A 19995-nucleotide genomic window follows, 5' to 3' on the forward strand; every position below is an offset into this window, starting at 1 on the left:
GTGGGAGGACAAACAATGATGAGTCAGCGCGGCATAACATCGGAAGATCTTTATCAGATTACATGGGTTAATGATCCAACTCCGTCCCCTCAAGGCGGACAACTGGTATATGTAAGCCGGAAAACGAATGAAGCACGTGACGGTTATTGTTCTCACCTGAGACTGCTGCATCTGGGGAGTCAGAAGGACAGGCCCTTTACCTCTGGTGAGAAGGATCATTCCCCTGCCTGGTCGCCCGATGGGTCTCAGCTTGCCTTTTTAAGAGAGGTTGATGGGAAATCCCAAGTTTGGATTATCGCATCAGATGGCGGAGAAGCACAGCAAATCAGTCACCTGAAACATGGCGTCAGTTCTCTGCTCTGGTCACCGGATGGTCATACCATACTTGCGAAATCATCCGTGGATATGAGCGGAAATGAAGAATCAGAACATACAGATCCTATAGACGATAAACCCAAACTGCTGCAAGAACATGTCGTAGACCGGATTCGCATGAAATCAGATGCCAGCGGATTATGGAACGGTCGACGTTCCCACCTCTTCGCTCTCGCACCGATCGATGTGGAACCACTCCCTGTAACTACAGGTCATTATGACGTTGGAGACTACGCTTGGTCCCCGGACGGAACATCCATCGCTTGGATTGCGCAGATGCCTGAAGAAGGCGAGGAGCATAATGATTACACCCTGACTAATCATGTGTACCTTGCCAAGGCAGACGGATCGGATGTGCAGCAGTTGACCCCGGAAGGGTATACGTTCAGCCGACTGGCCTTTGCGCCGGATGGACAATCTCTTGCACTGCTCGCCAGTGACCGTTCCTATGGAAATGCCACGCTTGTGAAGTTGTACACCCTTCCAATATCAGGTGGTGAACTCGTATGTCTGAGCACCGATTGGGACGTACAGTTGAATCACAGCATTGTTGGCGACATGCGATCACATCTGACAACCACGGGGCCAGTATTCAGCAGGGATGGTTCTTCAATCTTCTGTCTGGCGACTATCCATGGTAGTGTACGCATCGCCAAATTCGCTCGAGACGGCAGCAGTGCCGACTATATATGGCCTGACGAACGGGAGATTTATCAATTTGCCGAGTTGGAAAACGGGCAGATCGTTGCCGCTGTAGCCGATACACTAAATCCTGGTGATCTATATATATATGAACAACCGGAAGATCCTGAGGTAGAACCGATTCAGCTCACCCGTAGCAATCCACAGCTTGAGGATGAGATCCACCTTAGTACACCTGAGACCTTCTGGTTTAATTCCTCAGATGGCCTGCGACTGCAAGGATGGATCATGAAACCTCATGGCATGGTCGACGGGGTCAAAATCCCGACCATTCTGGAGATTCATGGCGGCCCGCACATGATGTATGGTTTTACGTTTATGCACGAGTTCCAAATTCTCGCCGCACAAGGCTACGCTGTTGTGTATATCAATCCACGCGGTGGCCTCGGATACGGGCAGCAGTTTGTAGACGCCTGTCGCGGAGATTATGGCGGTGGCGATTATCGCGATCTCATGGAGAGTGTGGATTATGCCCTGTCCCAGTATGAGTTTATCGATGAATCACGATTGGGCGTAACCGGGGGCAGTTATGGTGGCTTCATGACCAACTGGATTGTTGGACACACGGACCGCTTTAAGGCGGCTGTTACCCAGCGTTCCATCTCCAATTGGCTATCCTTCTACGGTGTAAGTGACATTGGATATTTCTTCACGGAAGACCAGATTGGCGGTAACGCGTGGGATGACACGGAAAAACTATGGAAACATTCCCCGCTCGCTTATGTCGGAAACGTCAGTACTCCGCTGCTCATTTTGCATGGCGAACAGGATCTGCGGTGTCCAATTGAACAAGCCGAGCAGTTGTTCATTGCATTAAAACGGCGCAAGCAGACCACAAGACTTGTTCGTTTCCCAGGGGCAAACCACGAGTTGTCCCGTGGAGGTCACCCTCACTTGAGGGTACGCCGTTTGGAGCATATTGCCGGATGGTTCAACGAGTACCTGTAACGGACTAATATTTAGACTATTAATTCAGAGTATAGAACCAGATATGGATTCAACCCTAAAAGCCGTCCAATGAAATCTGTTATGATTTCAACGGGCGGCTTTTGCTGTTCACCTTTTATAGAAGGAAGGATTACTCTTCGCCCCACACTACGGTGATTTCATTCAGATCCTTGTTGGTTGCAGACACCGAACCTGTGATGGTCACGGCATATTTGCCATCTTCACGACCCACGATGCTGAAGCCGTCTGCCTGTATATCCTGAGTGTTCTGACTCAAATTTTTGGTCTGGTAGTAGTCTTTGTAGGATGTTCCAACGGTTAGCAACGTTTCTTTGGTTGTGTACGTGAGCACTACTTTTTTATCACCATCCATTATGTTCTCAATGAGACTTGTTGCCTTCGCATCCTTCGGTAATGGGAAATCTGCTGGCAGATACTTGGACTTCACACCTGCCGCCTGTGAGTTCGTACCTGTAGATGGTGATGTCGTTCCGCTGTTGCCTGTGGATGTTGACCCACCAGAAGAGCTTGAAGAGCCGATGCTTACTTTATTGTTTTGGGAATCATACTTCACTTCGGTCTTTAACGCATCGGCAATCGAACGAACCGGGAGATATGTACTGCCTTGATATGTAATTGGCGCAAGCTTTTTGCCCTGGTCACCTGTCGGTGTAAATTTCTGTCCGTTCACTTCGATGGCGAGCCCATGGTTCAGATAAGCTTTGATTGTCTCCAGTTGTGTACCTGCATATACACCTGCCGATCCGGTTAATATCATGCCAAACACACCTGCAGCAATCAACCACTTTTTGCTTTTCATCCCTAAACGCCTCCTGAGTTCAAATGTCAGCCTTATGCATAATACGATTCAAGCGATCGCTCGATGTACGCGAAAGACTCATGTAGTTATGCTCATCATGTATGGGTACGAGCTTATTCGGATAACAGCCCGTTATTCCACCAAATGTTAGCAATATAATAGCATCTGACAAGAGGTTTTAAACGATAAATGGACAAAACAGGACCAAGGACGTACAAAAATAGTCTTTGTCGTATGCCCGCTGTTCTCTGGCTCGTTAAGTTGTTCTTATATGAATAAAGTCCTGAATCCCGGACCATACATATGAAGCTAATCATACACGCACAACAGTTGCGAAATTAACCAATGTATTAGATAATTATTTGTCGATTTGTGGTCGAAGGAACGGAACTCAAGGGGGATTAAATACGATGAATAACAATAACAGTACATTTGACCAGTCTATTAACCGGATCTCTACCGGATCAGAAAAATGGGATGCGCTTGAGGATATATTCGGTGCTGCTGATGCGCTTCCGATGTGGGTGGCCGATATGGATTTTGCTGCTCCACCATCCGTCATTCAGGCCCTGCAAACTAGGATGGAGCACGGGATTTTTGGTTATACAGTACGGACTGAAGCGTATCATACAGCTGTTGCAGGCTGGATGGAACGGCGCCACAACTGGACAATTAACGATGACTGGATTGTATTCACTCCAGGTATTGTGCCCGCACTCAGCATTGCTGTACAACGATTCACTCAACCGGGAGATGCTGTAGTCATCCAAACCCCGGTGTATGCTCCCTTCTATGAAGTAGTACGTGGTCAGGGCCGTGAACTGATCACCAATCCTTTGGTAGAGAATAACGGTCATTACACGCTGGATCTGGAACAACTGGAATCCAGCTTACAGACCGGTCGGGTCAAAATGCTGATTCTGTGCAGTCCTCATAACCCGGTTGGACGGGTATGGACTCGTGAAGAGCTTGAAGGGCTTACGTCATTGTGTCTGCAATACAACGTACTGATGGTTTCAGATGAAATCCATGCCGATCTTGTTCATCAGCGCGGAACTCATACACCACTGACCCTGATCTCGGACGCCGTCTCTGATCTAAGCATCATCTGTACGGCTCCAAGCAAAACGTTCAACATTCCTGGCCTCTGCACATCCAATATCATCATCCCCAATGCCAAGTTGCGGGAATCGTTCGCGCAGGGTGTAAAAACGATGGGACTTGCCAATATCAGCACATTGGGGGCTGTTGCAACCGAAGCTGCTTACAATGATGCCGAGGAATGGCTGGATGAGTGCCTTGCCTATATCCGTGGAAATATGGAGTATGTACAGCAATATGTTGCGGAACATATGCCACAGATCAAAATGCATTTGCCCGAAGCGACCTATCTGTTATGGATGGATTTCCGGGAGCTGAATATCCCACATGCACAACTATGCAATATGCTGCTTCATGAAGCAGGGCTTGCTTTCAATGACGGGAGCTTCTTTGGAACGGAGGGTACAGGGTTCATGCGCATTAATGTAGCCTGTCCACGTTCCACGGTTGAAGAGGCGATGCGCAGGTTATCTGTGTTGTTAAGCAATGTGTCGGGCAAATAAGCTGTCAGTTACATCTATGTACGTTGCGAACAAAACGTGTACTGTTTGTTAAATGGTGAATATTTGTCAAAATAGAAAAAAGGGTGCCCCGTAGTCAAGTCCATGACTCATATTCATGGTCAATGACTGCACAAGGGGCATCCCTTTTGTATTCGATCCATTTATTTATTCGAATATAATTAAAATTACAGTGACAGTGACATCGATATCGGCATCGGTGTAATTCTGTCGCACAACCTGTTCAGCAAATCCCGATCATGGCTTATGATCAGTAATCCCAGATCACGCTGGCGAGCCACTTCCATCACGGTATGCCAGATCTGTGCCTGAGTGATCGCATCCAGCATCGTTGTCATCTCATCTGCGATCACGTAACGTGTCGCTGTACCAAGCGCTCGCGCCACACAGAAACGTTGCAGTTCTCCACCGGATAATTCACCCGGTCTGCGGTCCAACCAGGTCTGCTGAATACCCAATGCTTCGAGCAACTGTTCATCCTGCACAGACGCCTCCTGAAGTACACGACGCATTCGCCAGCGTGGATTCACAGCTTTCTCCGGATGCTGGAATACCAGCTGAACCGGACATACTCCTGTACGTGGGAGTGGATTCCCATCCAGAAGTACTTGTCCTGCTACAGGTTCGGCATATCCTGCAAGGATGCGTCCAAGGCTTGTTTTTCCACAGCCACTTGGTCCCCACAAGCCCACGACTTCGCCTTGTTTCACCTGCATATTCATCTGCTGGAACACCCACGATTTCGGATCGTAACGGTAACTCACGTCCCGTGCTTCAAGTGACATGGAAACACCTCACTTCTCCGCCCCGTACCTTACGAAGCTCTGGACGTTCGCGGGTACATGCAACGGTTGCTACGCTACATCGGGGAGCAAATAAACATCCTATCGTGATCTCTTGACCTGCCAACGGCTGGGAGCCTGGGAGTGGCTGAAATCCGTTCTGCGGCAACGCATTCCAGAGCGCTTTTGTATATGGATGACGCAGACGTTCTCCATTCCCTTTAAAATCATCCACCTGCGCCGCCTCTACATTGGTACCCGCATAAAATACAGCGATGCGATCCGCTGCCGTCAGGGCTGTCGTGACATCATGGGTAATCCACAGAATGCCTAAACCTTCATTAGCAAGCTCGCGAAATTGCTTCATTGTATCAGCCAGCACTTCGGGATGGATGCCTGGTGTCGGCTCATCTGCAATGATCAGCTTGGGATGACCGGAGGTCGCTGTCGCCATCAACACCCGCCTTGCCATACCTCCGGACAACTCAAACGGGTACTTTCCGGCTGTTCCTTGAGGAAGGTGATATCGCTCCGTCAGCTCCTGCTCCGACTTTTTCAAGTGGGATCGAGTTATGAAGCCGCGCTTCCGTCCCGAATTTCGGGTTACCGGCTGAACTTGCCTTCCCACCTTCATCAAAGGGTCCAAATAACTGACGGATTGTGGAATCAACATCAGCTCCTCACCACGCAGATGAAGCTGCCGCTCTGGAGTCAAAGGCTCGCCACTATAGCTTATTCTCCCCTCCAACCTAGCATTGGCAGGCAGGATGCCCATAATGGCCTGCGCCAGCACACTTTTACCCGATCCACTTGCACCTACAACAGCCACGATCTCGCCCTCGTTTATGGAAAGATCCAGATTCTGAATGACATCAATCTGTTCGTGTCCAAACCAACCACGAGCGCGCCGAAATGACACCGACACTCCCTCAATATCAAGCAGAGCCATATTTACCTCACCTCCCTTGAACTACCTGTACCCGTCAATGTCTTCAGACTGTTTCCCAATACATCAAACGCACGAACAACCAGCAACAATGCCAGTCCAGGGAAAAAGGCGAGCCACCACATGCCAGCAGATAAATATCTCATCGACTCTGACAAAATAATTCCGATTGCCGGTTGTTGCGGGGACAACCCCAGCCCCAGAAACGTAATGGCTGCCTCATGCAGAATGGCATGGGGAAAGATTAGTAATACGCCCACGAACAGTTGTGGAACCAGATGTGGCAGTATATGTTGCATCGCAATCTGTAACCTCGATTGGCCCAACTTGTGTGAAACCTGAATGTACTCTGCGGATTTCAGTTGGATCATCTCCGCTCGTACAATCCGGGCGAGATTCGGCCAGTGTGTCAGCGCAATCGCTGCCGCAACTCCTGCCAAACCTCCACCGAATACAAAGGCCAGCATAACTAGCGATACCAGATGAGGTACACTCAGGAACAGGTCGATAATCCATGAGATTACCTGGTCAGCAGCCTTGCTTGAAGCGGCAGTCAAACCCAACAGCAGTGCGATCAATCCGCCACCACATGCAGCAAGCAATCCCACTTGAATGCTGGTTGCCAATCCTTTTAACGTACGCATGAACATATCTCTTCCGAGCCAATCTGTGCCAAATGGATGCGCCCAGGTTGGAGCCAAATTCCGATCCATTAGTGAAGTCAGCGTAGAACCAGCCGGAAGCAACCTGCCCGTCAACCACACAACGGCAATCCAGATCACCGCGAGGCTTCCCCAGATCACCGCTCTTTGGCGAGGGTTGCGGAAATTTTGGTCTCTGGCAGCCGTATAATCTTTTCTCGATGGGCGTGAGGTTCCTGTTCCATTCCCAGCTTGTAGAGACCCGGTATTAATGTTATACCGTACCTCTTGATTCGCAGTTTTCACTTTCTGTATTTTGGCTGTTTCTGTCGTCTGCTCGGAGGAGCGTTCTACCGTCTGCTTCATGACATCAGCTCCTCCTTCATCCGTGGATCAATCAAGCGATACAGAATGTCGGCAACCATATTACCTGTGAAAACAAAAATCGCACTGCACATCACAAGTCCAAGCAGCAGTGGAACATCTCCACGCAACCCCGCCTGAACCGTCGCCTGACCAAGGCCGGGGTATGAAAATACCTGTTCTGCAAGCACAGCCCCACCAAACAGTTCACTGAACGAAGCAAACTGAAGCGTGATGGCTGGCAAAACAACATGTCTGAACCCATGTCGACGGAACAGCTGAAATCCACGCTCACCTCGCGCTCTTGCAAACAGAATATAATCTGACTCGAGCACATCTGTGAGCTTCTGCCGGGTATGCAAAGCAATAGAGGCTACCCCGGTCAGGCTGAGAGTCAACGCTGGCAGAATCATATGAATAACCCGATCTCCCCATGTAACCTGATCAGCTGACATCCCGGCGGGTACTCCAAGCCCAACCGGAAGCCATCCAAGCCACACACCAAATACCATCAGCAGCAACAGCGCAATCCAGAATACCGGCGTGGAGGCCAGCGTATAACAATACCAACAGATCAGGCGATCCAGCTTCGAATTCCGTCTCATGGCAGCAACTACACCAAGAGTGAAACCAATGATGCCGGATAATATCCAAGCTACAGCCATAAGTGCGACAGAATTCATGAATCGTTCCTGGATAATATCCGCTACAGGTTGTCTGTAGATCATCGAAGTTCCCAGATCTCCCTGAATCAGCGCTTGTCCCCAGGTCAGTAATCGTTCCACGGGAGATTCATTCAATCCCCAACGTTCTTCGATTAAACTGCGCTGTTCGGCGCTTACCCGGATCATGTCTCCACCAATATAGGCTTCGATCGGATCAACAGGAGAGAATTGCATTAATATAAAAGACAACACACTGACTCCAACCAATAGAGATACAAGTCGCAACATTTTAAAACCAACAAATCTGGCCCATCCATTCCTGCCTGTCATCCAATCTCTCCCCAATTCAGGCTAAAGCTACCGTTACGTTTCCTACTTTGTACTGTTATCCCAGGACCATTCCTCCAGATTGGTTGTCACCGGCCAGCCGTGACCATGAGGATGGATCTGCTGCTCTCCAATGTTCAGTCCATTCGTAACCAGGTACAGATGATCTATATTTACGAGCCATGCCCATGGCGCATCACCCTGATAACTGAAACCTGTTGTTCCATCCCATTCCGCTTTCTGCCAGAACGGCAATGCCTCTTCTTCACTTGTTGCCTGAAGGGCTTTGTCCATCCAAGAATCCACGACAGGATTACTGTACAGCCCCACATTGTAATACCCTTCTCCTTTATGAGTACTGCTATAGAGGTTATAGGTTTCCAAAGGGTCATGACTGCCCCAACCAAATAATACAGCGTTGGAGTAAGCCATCTTTTTTGTCTCTTCACGGCTTTTGCCTTCAACATTGATTTTGATTCCCGCCTGGGCTACCATATCCGCAGCAGCCAGTGCCAGAGATTGTCTTGTTAAATCACCTGCAAAATAAAGCAGATTGAATTCGGCCTTGACGCCGTTTTTCTCGACGATACCGTCACCGTCCGCATCTACCCAGCCACCAGCGGCCAGAATCTGCTTTGCTTCTTCGAGATTGGCATCCGTAAATACAGCTTCCGCATTGCTCCAAGGCAGGTCATCGCTGACGGAATACGCTGGACGACCGTACCCTTCCAGTACACCCTCAACCAAAGCCTTACGATCAATCACGACATTCACCGCTTGGCGAATCGCCAAATCGGATGTCACATCATTCCCTGCGGGAAGACCATCGCCCGACTTGGCACCAGCAGGCTGCATCGGGAACATGATGCCACGGTTATCTACGGTTTTCACGGCCTCTAATGTCATGCCATTCACCTGTTGTTTGCTAAACGCTGCCGGGATAGCAGCGATATCCACCGTACCTGCCTGCGCAGCGGCGTAGGCTGCATCTTCATCCAGATAGAGGAAGGTGAGTTTGTGGAATACAGACTTGTTACCGTAATATTCTTCATTGGCTTCTACGATGGCCTGTTGTCCTTTGTCCCACTGAACCAGCTTGTACGGTCCTGATCCGACCGGATGTTCTGCATAATCAGCCCCATAGGCGTGTTCAGGCACAATGCCAAGTGTTGTCAGCAGACTGATAAATGTAGACTGCGGCGACTTCAGTGTAAATACGACCGTGCTATCATCAGGTGCCTTCACATCAGCCATATTCGTCAAATCAATCACAGACCCACTCTTGGCAGCTGTTTCAAACGTAAATTTTACATCCTCAGCCGTCAGGGCTTCCCCATCAGAGAATTTCACATCGTTCCGAAGCGTAACCGTCCAGGTCAGCCCATCTTCACTAACTGAGTATGTGGTAGCCAGATCGTTAACCAGCTGTAGCTTGGCATCCCGCTTCAGCAGGGTACTTTGGAAAACTGGTGACCCATATTGCCCCCATCCGGTTGTTGGATCAAACCCACCTTCCGGCTCGGTGCCAACCGCCAGCACCAATTCGTCTTTGGTTGACGTTGGAACTGACTGTCCATTCTCTGCTGATGAAGCTATTGGCGCTGTGCTCTGTGCACAACCAGATAAACCAATGGAACATACAAGCAAAATGCCTAATCCTGTTCTACCTTTTCGTTTTCCCCATCTCCATGAAAATCTGCCCATTCTGGTCGTTCCCCCTCTAAATATGTGCTGCACTCACTTTTTCGTGTTACTTTTTAGAGAAATTGTAGCACAAAATACAAATCATATGTCAACAAAGTTAACTTCGTAATCCATATTTTTTCATATTTCAGAATTAATAAATAAAAAGTTGTATAACCGAGCATTTGTAGCGCTCTATAAAGTCAGGTATTATAACAAACAAAAAAAACAGACGGTTGGCATCTAACCAATAGTCTGTTTTTTAGATTTGATATATTTTCATAGAAATTACACCCGTATTTGTCTTACTCCGCAGAGCGATGATGATGACTGTGACCATGCTGACCCGCACCTTGATTGTGATGATCCAGACTTTGATCCGGATTGCCATCCTGACGACTCTGAGCATGAGCCAGTTTGTTGAGTTCATCTACATAAGTCACAGACAGCTCCGCATACAAAACACCTTTTTGCACCTGGATCTGTTGATGCAGATGACGCAATCGTCCCAGGTTCCCCCGTACGGCAATTACCTCCAGGCATTGGTCATGGTTCAGATGCACGTGCATATTGGAAATGATGTCATGATGCGCCTCATGCTGCAGCTCCATCAAGCGGATCGGAAGATCACTAATATGGTGATCGTAGACCATTACAATGGTGCCAGCCACATCCTGCTCGGATTGCAGTGCAGAGGGTTGCAATAATGTTTTTCGAACAAGATCACGGAAAGCCTCAGATCGGTTTTTGTACCCCTGTTCCTCAATATACTGATCAAACTGTTCAATCAAAGGTGTAGGAAACGCCACCCCGAACCGGGTCAAATCTTCTTTATCTGCCATACTTCTCCTCCTGCGCCCTCATTTGCTTCGAGTGTACCACAGACTTGTCTGCTCATCGACTATACTGTTGCATGAATCGTACTGCCGAATGTATCGCCTGTTGTCCAGCGTCACTCTCCAGATCAAATTGATAATCATGTCCCAGCTTCTCTGATGAGTTTGAGAAAAACAAGGTTTCCACCTCAACATCAAGGCGCTTCAATACTTGTGCCAGCTCAATCGATTGACTGGTCAACGGGTCATCATTGCCTGAGGTAATGAATGCAGGCGGGTACTCTGCTGTGGCCTGAAGCACGGTCGACATTTCATGCAGACGTGGATAGTCTTCGAATGTTTTGACTCCCGTATATGACCAGAGAAATGTCCGTATGAGTGGAAAGCCTGTATTGGCTACCGTGCTTAGATTGTATGGACCACAGAATAGCAGAACCCCACGCAACTCTTCCGGCTGGGCGGCTGGTGTTATGTTCATCAGCTTGGCGAGAGATGGATTGGTCACCACTGCCGCAGTCTGACTTGCAATCTGGGCACCTGCCGAATTGCCTGCGAGAAATATGTTTTCCGGGTCACCGTGATACTCACTGACATGGTTCTTCACGTAAGTCAAAGCCTGATTCGTCTGGATCACGGGAATGGGATATTTCGTATCCGGTGCGAGCGCATAATTCATACTGACCACAACGTAACCCTGTTTGGCTAATTGTACGGCATAATCTGCGATATCCTTTTTGTCACCCAAGACCCATCCACCACCATGAACCCACAACACAACAGGCAAAGGTTCCGATGTTACGGAAGGATAATAGATATCCAGTGTACTGTCATTACGCCCTTCGTCTGCATAGGGTACATCCACAACACGAGTTATCCCACCCGAGAGCATAGTGTCCTTGCTATTTGTGTCTGTATTAGCAGTTTCAATTAATGATTTTAATAAAAATACCGTTATTTTGGGTGTCCATTGTGTACCAATCCCAATAAAACCTATGATCAAAATTAGTACAACGCTGGGAATCCAGTAACGTTTACGTTTAAAACCTTTTGCCCCCGTACGTTTCGTTTCCAACTTGGACTGCAATAGCTCCACCTCGTTCCATCATCATCGAAGCGTCTTTACATCTAAAGTTGTGTACGTTGCAGAGAGGACCGGGTTTCCTCTTATTTGGGTCTCTTGGCGATTTCCTGTCTGACTTTCACATACGTAGTGGATACGTTTTGCTCCAGTGTATGAATACTTTGTTTTGTTCCTGCCCACTTCTCTGCTACAGACGCCAAGGTGTTCAATGAGCTGAGTACACGTGACGTTTGGCTTTGTTTTGTACTCTGTTTGAACTGTTGTAGAGCTTTGGAATATCGTTCTTTTGCCAGACTTGCCTGTTTTTTAGCCGTTTGAATCTGTTTCTTCGCGGAGTCGGCCCCTGCTAGCATAGCTCGTAAACGTTTTATTTCAGCGCTCTTCCGTTTACGTGCTTCAGCAAGTTCCTTTTTCTTGATCCGGATGTCTTCTCTGGCAAGCTTCACAACGGGTCTCAACGTATCTGCCTGTGTGCGGATCGCTGCACTCCATTCCTTATTTTTGATGGCTTTGGCTGCATCCAACTGTCTATTGACTGAACTATAGAGAGCGAATAGTGGTTCATATCGGGCTTGGGTTTGCTTTACCTTTTCAGCTAGAGCTGCGACCTTCGCATCATCGATTTGTCTTATTTCTACACGTAATCGCTCCAATTGCGCGGTATTGGCGGCATGAAGTGTCTTTATTTTTTGTTCCCAAGCCTGCTCTTGTGTCTTCCAGTTTCCCACTTTATCGTACGCTTGCTTCAACGTTAACTTGGTTTGTGCGTCGGCTTTGTTCAAAACGGAATCCCATGCTTTTTGCGCTGTTACGCCAAGATCTATGCCAGCAGCCTCTACTGAAGAAGCAAAATACATCGTGCCTGCGCTGAACAGAATCACAAGCCCTATAAGCAGGCGTGATCCGAAAATAAGATGAGTCAACAATGGCAATTGACGACGCCGGACGTTACTTTGTTCCTTCATGTGACTATGGCTACCTGCTACTGGAGAAGGGAATAGTATGTCACTCGTCTCCATTAAAGCTATTTCTTCTGTAGATATATCTTCGATATGCTGTCGCCCCTTCTTCTCTTCTACTAAACCGTGATGTTCTATGAAGTTATGAGAGCTTGATCGTTCCAATAGGGAACAACATACCATGGCCTCCTGTTCATTTATCGTTTCCTTCCATGCTTCTGTTTGCATGCGTCTCTACACCCTTTCTTCTAAAATATTTAGCAGAATAGCCCACGAAATCAGCGAACGACAAAAAAGCACCCGCAAGTCAGGCATTTGCCTGCTCTTACGGGTGCTTCCCTCATAAGCCGTTCCATATGAGATTCGATTGAACGAGTCGCTCGAACCTTTCCTTTTTCTAATATATTCCATTCACTGTGCCTGGTCAAGTAAATCTGGTTTCACTGGTTGAATAAAACTTTCGATCAACGGGAGAACCCTTCCCGCTTATAGTTAACAACTGATACAACTCAGCTTATTGATTGACCAAAATAGCTTTCATTTCCTCGGTCAGATCCTCTTCTTTCAGTATCATATAGATGTTCTCGCCACGAGTTACATTCAACTTGATCTGATAAATGGTATCTTTCTCTGTTAGATAACCAGACCGTTGACGTTTGAGCAAATCACTAATGATTTCTTTGTTTTTAGTCGCTATCTGTTTGTTACCACTTAGATTTCCATCGATATATTCTGGCTGCGGAGTAGTCCACTGAAGCGAACCCGGACTGTTAATCTCCTGCTTCGCAAACTGAGCGGAGACAATCTCATCTGCCTGGACAAGCAACTGGTCGTATAACTTGTTCTCCTTCAGCCAAGCCAATACCCGATCATAGCTAGGTTTGATCTCAAAATTCCACATCTCCCTCGGTTGAAATGGATCTTTCGAAGTAGAGTCCTGATTCATCTCCGCGTAAGCAAACGACTGCCACGGGGAGCGCTGTTCTTCATAGGTCTGATCAAAAATGTCCTGTTTCAACAATGTTTTGAACTCACGGACTTGCTCCGGATTGCTAATATAAACCTTCCGGTATGAACTTATGGCAGAACGAATACCGAAACTTAACGCATCTTCATCCAGCTTATACGTTTCAAAGGCGACTCTTTTGTAATCCTGGGACTGTTTCAGAGCCTTTAATTCCTGATGGAATTCGGCTTCTGGAATGTAGTATTTACGTTTCATCACTTTGCCGTTATCCAGCTTGTAGTTAATTAATATAGACTCATCATTACGCATACCTGTATTAATCGGATCATCCAGTAAAGGAAGATCGGAATTCACAATTTTTTGATGAAGAGCGATAACTGCCCCCATGTATTCCGAATCATTAGAATAGAGGTGAGCATCGTCCTTTTTCTGACTGACACCGTTACTGTAGGTATAACTCTCCCCACCAAGCTTGATGCTATTCACCTTGCTCATTTCAGGCACTCGAGCGGCGTATCCATTCCAGTCGGCAATAGGTACGTACAGTATCAGACCAGCGATGATACCATATAGAATCAGCTTGGGTAGCAGCCTGCTGCTCCAGATCAGCCATGTTTTGCGAATAATCATCTCGGCAACGATATAACCTACAATTCCGCCGAGGATATATCCGAAGATTCCCCATCCAGCTGATCCTCTTGGAGCAATCATTGTAAAGTAACCTCCGCCAATCAGAACCAATGTAAACATCAATCCAAAGCGAAATATAGGTTTTATAAGCTTAAACGTAACTGCTTGGGTAGCAGATTCAACCTGTCTCTTCGCATAAAGTACATAGGTTAGAGGAATAAACAGGATTGCAAATATCGCATAGATAATTAACTCCTGACGGATTACAGGGAGGTTACTGATCGAACCCACACGCAGGACAAGTGAGAGTTTCTCCGCATTAAAGCCCACTTCTTCAAAAGCATATCCGAGCAAATAATGCTGGAGATGAAGTGACATAATGAACCATACGACAACAGGTAACAAGACGAGTGCGTACACGGTGAGTCCCTGCAATACAGATTGACCAATACACATGCCCACTGCCACAGTTAGCATGAACATAAACAGCGAGTAGATACTCATGCTCAAGCCCCACATCCAGATTGTACTGCCATCAAACAGAAACGCAGGTTGATCCAGTACCGCCCATACCCAGCCGGTAATCGCAGTTGTAATCCAGATTGGAATCAGGATCATGACAAATCCGGTCAACAGATTCACCGTTAATAGATGTTTACGACGTAACGGCAAACTATGGAACAGATCCGAAGGTGCACCAGATTGAATGTACCGAAAAAGAAAGATTCCAGCCGCTACGGGCAGTGTGATAGCGAACAGAATCTGCACTTCACCATTGGCCTGAAACAAACTTATAATCTGCTGTGGCACATCCCTGTACTCGGTAGCGATATATAGCGGAAGTGAGAACAACAATGTGATGAGATATAAAATGCCTATCCATCCATGCTGTCTGAAATTTTGGATCAGGATGCCCCGGTTACAGAACAATCGGTTGAATATCATACCCTGCGTCCTCCATTTCGTAAATAAAGATTTCTTCGAGCGTCAAAGGCAGTACATCCAGCAGATACGGATCATGTATACGGAATTGATCCGTTACCTGTTGTCGGTTACCTTTGACGATGTACAGGGATACACTTCCACGTTTCTCTTCATGCAAAATATCAATCTGCTCATCCATGGCTTTGGCATGGTCCGGGTGGCGGAATGCGACTTGGATTTTATGCGTATCGGCCTTCAGATCATCAAGATCCTTCTCTACAATAATTCGGCCTTTGTGCATAATCGCCACATGGTCACACAGATCTTCGATCTCACGCAAGTTGTGCGACGAGATAACAATAGTTACTTGACGCTCAGCTGCTTCCTGGAACAGCAAGTTTTTGATCTGCTGGCGCATGACCGGGTCGAGGCCGTCAATCGGCTCATCCATCAGCAGTACTTCAGGCATACAGCTAAGTCCCAGCCATACGGCTGCCTGACGGCGCATGCCTTTGGACATACGATGTAACTTGCGTTTTACATCCAGTTTGAACACGGTAGCCAGTTGCTTGAACCGTTCCTCATTCCAGCGCGGATATACCGAACGATAAAATGCAGCCATCTGAGTTATTGAAGATTGCGGGAAAAAGTAGGGTGAATCTGCCATAAAAATTGTGCGGCCTTTGAGATCCATATTTTCATAAATCTCATTATCTTCGATACGAACAGTCCCGCTGTCCTGACGGTAAATACCAGCCATCATTTTGAGCAGAGATGTCTTTCCTGCCCCGTTGGAACCGAGCAAACCATAGATCGACCCCTTATGTATGTGCATCGTTACGCCATCCACTGCCTTTTCCTGTTCAAATGCTTTGACGACTTGATTCAGCTCAATCATGAGGCTCCTCCTTCTCTATACGGGCCATCGCTTCCTCAAACAAAAGCGTCATATCTGCTTTGGTCAAACCGGAATACGAAGCTTCTGCAATCAACTTCACCAGAGACTCTCTGATCTCATCTCTCATGGCTTCATTCGGATGTTCCACTGACGATGATACGAAGCTCCCTTTTCCCTGCAAAGAATAAATGTAACCTTCACGTTCAAGCTCACGATACGCTTTCTGAATCGTATTTGGATTCACGGTCAGCTGCGTGGATAACGCACGAACGGAAGGAAGCTGCTCGTCGGGCTTTAGAATACCGTATACGATCATTTCTTTGACTTTGTCCACTAGTTGCTCGTAGATCGCCTTACGGCTGCGTACATCTAATTCGAACATCCCGCACCTCCTTTCTGTAAATGTGTGAGTTAACCTATGGGTTTTAAATGACTGTATCTGAGGTCTATGTGTAGTTATCTAGGTGAAAAAGGCGTTACCTAAGCTGTACAGCTGTAGTGCCATACATATTCAACTCTTAGGTGTATTAACTGTACTACTATTATTAATACAGTTAAATCAGATTGTCAACTGTTGACTTTGACTTCTTGTTTTATTGGGAGTACGTTAATAAAGAAATATTATATGGTTTAAATGACATATATAATTTTAGGAAGCAGGTTCATTCCGGCTTAGGACGCGGCACGATCAGGGTGGCGTTCACATGAAGTGAAGCAAAACGGTTATCTGAAGCGATGTGGCTAGATGTGGCTACTTGAAGTGATACGGCTACCCAAAACTTTGCTTGACCGCTTTTGAGAGAATTACATGCAAAGGTTGTTCAGGTCTTTCCCCTTCCGTTATGATGGGGATGAAATATTGTTCAATAATCACTGTATCTTTGTTACTTTTTTGTGCGCGTTTAATCTGATTGATTGTTAGGTCTGTTATGCGTTAGTTGTGTTGTGTTGTGTTGTGTTGTGTTGTGTTGTGTTGTGTTGTCTCGCGTTATAGATCTATTGTCTGCACAAACGGTAGGCCATACAGTAGGCAGCTAAATTAGAGTTAGCGAGACCTTGTATTTGCTTTAAATTCGGGTTTGCACAAATAAGCTACTATGCAGTGGTCGAGTGTAGACTGGACCGTTATTCATTTGGCTTGTTGGTCTAAAATCCTAAGGCTATATATGATTCGCGTTGGATGGGTCGGGCAGACTCCAGCCTTTTCAATCGTTTATCTGTTCGTTTGGAGGGCCAACTCGTGCTGTCCGCACTGAGCATACATATTGTAGATATGTCTTTCAAAGGGTGGACACGGACATGAGAAAGCACTTCGGAATTGATATTCTACATATAGATCATTTTTAATTTTATATCCGAAAACATCTATATGTAGTGTTTCATATTCCTGGATGGATATAGTATCTTTTTAGAAAAAGTGTCCACTCTTTGAAAGACAAAATGAAGATAAATGTCCCTTGGTAGTGGACAAATATATGCCCGAATTCCATTTATATAAGTTGAACTATACATTTACACGAAAATATAGAAGTAAGTAGTAACCCTAAGAAGTGTAACTAGAAACTTGCTGTAAGAAAGATACTATGGAGGCATATGTTACACTTCTAATACCTCATAAGGAGAATCCGAGATGAATGAACATAGACAGGATAAAGATCAGAATAATAAACCAAACGCATCATTCGAAAATAGTGGACACCACGGGGATTCAACTGGGGAAATAAACACTTCAGATATAAGTCCGGTACAAGCAAATTCATCACAACGTGTGTTAATTGTAACCGCTGTTGATGCGGAGAAAGATGCGGTCCTCCGTGGTTTGGGAAATACGGCCGCGGAACGATTTGACGTCATCGCTGCGGGCGTTGGCCCAGCCTCGGCCGCAGCAGGAACAGCCGCTACATTGGCATATGCCGTAGCGGCTGCGAGCACTAGGGCGTTGGCGCAGGGTTCCACTGCGCCAAACCCATCCGATGTAGCACAGGCATCTGCCACATCGGATGGGCCGGGGCCCCTTGCCGGAGCCGGATCACCAGTCTACATGCTGGTGATCAGTGCCGGCATCGGCGGTGGGTTCCCCGGCCGGGCAGGCGTCGGCTCCCTCGTGGTAGCCGACGCTATGGTTGCTGCCGATCTGGGCTCGCAGACGCCAGACGGCTTCCTTAGTGTGGACGAGCTCGGATTCGGCTCGTCCATTGTGGCGGCGGACGCAGAGCTTGCCGCTCGCCTGCGCCATGAACTGCAGCGGGCTGGGCTCGCTGTCAGCGGAGGCACTGCGGTCACCGTGTCCACGGCGACCGGAACAGCGGAGACGGCTGCGGAGCTATTGCGCCGCGTGCCGGATGCCGCCACCGAAGGCATGGAAGGCTTCGGCGTGGCAACAGCTGCCCAGCAGTTCGGCGTGCCAGCACTCGAACTGCGGGCCATATCCAACGCGGTCGGTCCACGCGACCGCGACGCTTGGCGCATCAAGGATGCCCTTGATGCGCTTCAGGCTGCAAGTTCCATTTTACGGGAGGTTATTACATCATGAAAATTGCATTTTCCCCTTGTCCAAACGATACATTTATCTTTCACGCGTGGGTGCACGGGTTAATCCCGGACGCACCTAAGCTGGATGTCCGTTATGCTGATATTGATATTACCAATGGTCTGGCGGCAAATCCCGATGGACCCGACACACCTGAAGTGATGAAAATATCTTATGCAGCACTGCCATACGTGTTATCTGACTATACTCTGCTTCCTGCTGGAGGCGCACTTGGCAGAGGCTGTGGTCCTTTGGTTCTGACCGCAAATGGCACGACCGATCCAGCATATCTGTCTGGACGACGGGTTGCTGTACCAAGCGAGCGCTCGACAGCATATCTATTATTCCGTCTGTGGGCAGCGCAAAATGTTCCGGGCGGTGTAGGCGAGATTGTTGTCATGCCATTCGACCAGATCATGCCTGCTGTTCGTGACGGCAAGATCGATGCCGGACTTGTCATCCATGAAGCACGCTTCACGTACCAGAATTATGATCTCAAACTAATGACAGATCTCGGGAACTGGTGGGAAAGCGACACAGGCCTTCCGATCCCGCTTGGAGCGATCATCGCACGTCGCAACATAGATGCTCATGCCCTCGCCGGATGGGCACGCGCCTCCGTTGAATATGCATGGGCGCACCCGGATGAGTCGAGAGCATACGTTATGGAACATGCCCAAGAAATGGACCCTGACGTAGCTGCACAACATATCGGCCTGTACGTTAATGAGTTCAGCGCCAACCTGGGTGATGATGGTTACGGTGCAATCACTGCACTGCTTGGTCGTGCCATGAAAGAAGGACTCGTTCCTGAGTTCGATCTTGATCTGTTGCGAATCTAACTTTGATTTAATTTGAGTTAGTTTCACTTCGCTCTATATCTAAAGAACACAGCACATCTTATTTAGCCGAATAACGTGGTATGAGAATTCTAAAGAATCTCAGACACCGTATTCGGCTAAATCTCGTTCATATCACCGACAAACTCGCATAATTTCGCACAACAACGATCCTACGATTCGATAGAAATTGGTATGTGCGGATTTTCGGCGAATAGCGTGTGCTCGGTTCGTTAGAGTCCGTTCCAAGACGCTCAGAGGAGCAAGCTTCGTAGAAGCGCCTATTCGGGGATTCGAAATTTAAGTGGTTTTTAAAAGTAGACTTAGGGTGCTACAAATTCGCAGTTTTTTTCTCTTACGAACCCAGTGCACCTTATTTAGCCAAATACCATGCTACGAAAATTCTAACGAATCCCAGACACTCTATTCAGTTAGAAATCGGTCATATCACCAACAA

16 protein-coding genes are annotated in these 19995 nt (G+C 47.5%); 4 read left to right on the plus strand and 12 right to left on the minus strand.

Going from position 1 to position 19995, the window contains the following annotated elements; genetic code table 11:
- The first annotated feature begins 15 nt into the window (after positions 1 to 15).
- The gene (locus CXK86_RS17800) at positions 16 to 2025 is read left to right on the plus strand and encodes a S9 family peptidase (RefSeq protein WP_076251258.1); all 2010 of its coding nucleotides are present in this window, start codon (positions 16 to 18) and stop codon (positions 2023 to 2025) included.
- Between the two features lie 130 nt (positions 2026 to 2155).
- Here CXK86_RS17800 and CXK86_RS17805 read toward each other — a convergent pair whose 3' ends face one another.
- Positions 2156 to 2845 (minus strand): stalk domain-containing protein, encoded by a 690-nt coding sequence (locus CXK86_RS17805; protein WP_101314176.1) that lies wholly within the window; start codon positions 2843 to 2845, stop codon positions 2156 to 2158.
- 410 nt (positions 2846 to 3255) lie between these two features.
- Between CXK86_RS17805 and CXK86_RS17810 the strand changes: the two genes are divergently transcribed.
- The gene (locus CXK86_RS17810; protein WP_101314177.1) at positions 3256 to 4449 is read left to right on the plus strand and encodes a MalY/PatB family protein; all 1194 of its coding nucleotides are present in this window, start codon (positions 3256 to 3258) and stop codon (positions 4447 to 4449) included.
- A gap of 185 nt (positions 4450 to 4634) precedes the next feature.
- Here CXK86_RS17810 and CXK86_RS17815 read toward each other — a convergent pair whose 3' ends face one another.
- The 11 genes from CXK86_RS17815 to CXK86_RS17865 form a co-directional block, all read right to left on the minus strand.
- On the minus strand, positions 4635 to 5252 hold the full coding sequence (locus CXK86_RS17815; RefSeq protein ID WP_101314178.1) for an ABC transporter ATP-binding protein: 618 nt from the start codon (positions 5250 to 5252) through the stop codon (positions 4635 to 4637).
- The gene (locus tag CXK86_RS17820; RefSeq protein ID WP_101314179.1) at positions 5242 to 6198 is read right to left on the minus strand and encodes an ABC transporter ATP-binding protein; all 957 of its coding nucleotides are present in this window, start codon (positions 6196 to 6198) and stop codon (positions 5242 to 5244) included. Before CXK86_RS17820 ends, CXK86_RS17815 begins: the two co-directional genes overlap by 11 nt.
- Before the next feature lie 2 nt (positions 6199 to 6200).
- A complete protein-coding gene (locus tag CXK86_RS17825) occupies positions 6201 to 7202 on the minus strand; it encodes an ABC transporter permease (RefSeq protein ID WP_101314180.1) in 1002 nt (333 codons plus the stop codon).
- Positions 7199 to 8194 (minus strand): ABC transporter permease, encoded by a 996-nt coding sequence (locus CXK86_RS17830; RefSeq protein ID WP_101314181.1) that lies wholly within the window; start codon positions 8192 to 8194, stop codon positions 7199 to 7201. The genes CXK86_RS17825 and CXK86_RS17830 overlap by 4 nt, the downstream gene beginning before the upstream one ends.
- A 42-nt stretch (positions 8195 to 8236) precedes the next feature.
- Positions 8237 to 9895 carry an ABC transporter substrate-binding protein gene (locus tag CXK86_RS17835; protein ID WP_101314182.1) on the minus strand — a complete coding sequence of 553 codons (1659 nt, stop codon included), beginning with the start codon at positions 9893 to 9895 and terminating at the stop codon, positions 8237 to 8239.
- Between the two features lie 284 nt (positions 9896 to 10179).
- A complete protein-coding gene (nikR, locus tag CXK86_RS17840; RefSeq protein ID WP_101314183.1) occupies positions 10180 to 10716 on the minus strand; it encodes a nickel-responsive transcriptional regulator NikR in 537 nt (178 codons plus the stop codon).
- A 52-nt stretch (positions 10717 to 10768) separates the two neighbouring features.
- Entirely contained in the window at positions 10769 to 11794 is a 1026-nt protein-coding gene (locus CXK86_RS17845; protein WP_101314184.1) for an alpha/beta hydrolase, read from the minus strand.
- Positions 11795 to 11874: 80 nt separating this feature from the next.
- Positions 11875 to 12978 carry a hypothetical protein gene (locus CXK86_RS17850; RefSeq protein WP_101314185.1) on the minus strand — a complete coding sequence of 368 codons (1104 nt, stop codon included), beginning with the start codon at positions 12976 to 12978 and terminating at the stop codon, positions 11875 to 11877.
- Positions 12979 to 13264: 286 nt separating this feature from the next.
- On the minus strand, positions 13265 to 15292 hold the full coding sequence (locus CXK86_RS17855; RefSeq protein ID WP_101314186.1) for a hypothetical protein: 2028 nt from the start codon (positions 15290 to 15292) through the stop codon (positions 13265 to 13267).
- A complete protein-coding gene (locus CXK86_RS17860) occupies positions 15267 to 16169 on the minus strand; it encodes an ABC transporter ATP-binding protein (protein WP_036606401.1) in 903 nt (300 codons plus the stop codon). The genes CXK86_RS17855 and CXK86_RS17860 overlap by 26 nt, the downstream gene beginning before the upstream one ends.
- Positions 16162 to 16551 (minus strand): GntR family transcriptional regulator, encoded by a 390-nt coding sequence (locus CXK86_RS17865; protein WP_036606399.1) that lies wholly within the window; start codon positions 16549 to 16551, stop codon positions 16162 to 16164. Before CXK86_RS17865 ends, CXK86_RS17860 begins: the two co-directional genes overlap by 8 nt.
- A gap of 1248 nt (positions 16552 to 17799) precedes the next feature.
- Here CXK86_RS17865 and CXK86_RS17870 point away from each other — a divergent pair.
- Positions 17800 to 18702, plus strand: coding sequence for a futalosine hydrolase (locus tag CXK86_RS17870; protein ID WP_101314187.1), 903 nt, complete (start codon positions 17800 to 17802; stop codon positions 18700 to 18702).
- Positions 18699 to 19541 (plus strand): 1,4-dihydroxy-6-naphtoate synthase, encoded by an 843-nt coding sequence (locus CXK86_RS17875; protein WP_101314188.1) that lies wholly within the window; start codon positions 18699 to 18701, stop codon positions 19539 to 19541. The genes CXK86_RS17870 and CXK86_RS17875 overlap by 4 nt, the downstream gene beginning before the upstream one ends.
- The last annotated feature ends 454 nt before the right edge of the window (positions 19542 to 19995 follow it).

The organism is Paenibacillus sp. BGI2013, from assembly GCF_002843485.1.
GTDB classification, from domain to species: Bacteria; Bacillota; Bacilli; order Paenibacillales; family Paenibacillaceae; genus Paenibacillus; species Paenibacillus amylolyticus.

Bases quoted from the DNA above. Each gene is read 5' to 3' on its own strand.
- nikR (WP_101314183.1), bottom strand. From the start codon at position 10,716: ATGGCAGATAAAGAAGATTTGACCCGGTTCGGGGTGGCGTTTCCTACA.
- CXK86_RS17820 (WP_101314179.1), bottom strand. From the start codon at position 6,198: ATGGCTCTGCTTGATATTGAGGGAGTGTCGGTGTCATTTCGGCGCGCT.
- CXK86_RS17865 (WP_036606399.1), bottom strand. From the start codon at position 16,551: ATGTTCGAATTAGATGTACGCAGCCGTAAGGCGATCTACGAGCAACTA.
- CXK86_RS17835 (WP_101314182.1), bottom strand. From the start codon at position 9,895: ATGGGCAGATTTTCATGGAGATGGGGAAAACGAAAAGGTAGAACAGGA.
- CXK86_RS17830 (WP_101314181.1), bottom strand. From the start codon at position 8,194: ATGACAGGCAGGAATGGATGGGCCAGATTTGTTGGTTTTAAAATGTTG.
- CXK86_RS17860 (WP_036606401.1), bottom strand. From the start codon at position 16,169: ATGATTGAGCTGAATCAAGTCGTCAAAGCATTTGAACAGGAAAAGGCA.
- CXK86_RS17870 (WP_101314187.1), top strand. From the start codon at position 17,800: ATGAATGAACATAGACAGGATAAAGATCAGAATAATAAACCAAACGCA.
- CXK86_RS17800 (WP_076251258.1), top strand. From the start codon at position 16: ATGATGAGTCAGCGCGGCATAACATCGGAAGATCTTTATCAGATTACA.
- CXK86_RS17805 (WP_101314176.1), bottom strand. From the start codon at position 2,845: ATGAAAAGCAAAAAGTGGTTGATTGCTGCAGGTGTGTTTGGCATGATA.
- CXK86_RS17850 (WP_101314185.1), bottom strand. From the start codon at position 12,978: ATGCAAACAGAAGCATGGAAGGAAACGATAAATGAACAGGAGGCCATG.
- CXK86_RS17875 (WP_101314188.1), top strand. From the start codon at position 18,699: ATGAAAATTGCATTTTCCCCTTGTCCAAACGATACATTTATCTTTCAC.
- CXK86_RS17855 (WP_101314186.1), bottom strand. From the start codon at position 15,292: ATGATATTCAACCGATTGTTCTGTAACCGGGGCATCCTGATCCAAAAT.
- CXK86_RS17825 (WP_101314180.1), bottom strand. From the start codon at position 7,202: ATGAAGCAGACGGTAGAACGCTCCTCCGAGCAGACGACAGAAACAGCC.
- CXK86_RS17815 (WP_101314178.1), bottom strand. From the start codon at position 5,252: ATGTCACTTGAAGCACGGGACGTGAGTTACCGTTACGATCCGAAATCG.
- CXK86_RS17810 (WP_101314177.1), top strand. From the start codon at position 3,256: ATGAATAACAATAACAGTACATTTGACCAGTCTATTAACCGGATCTCT.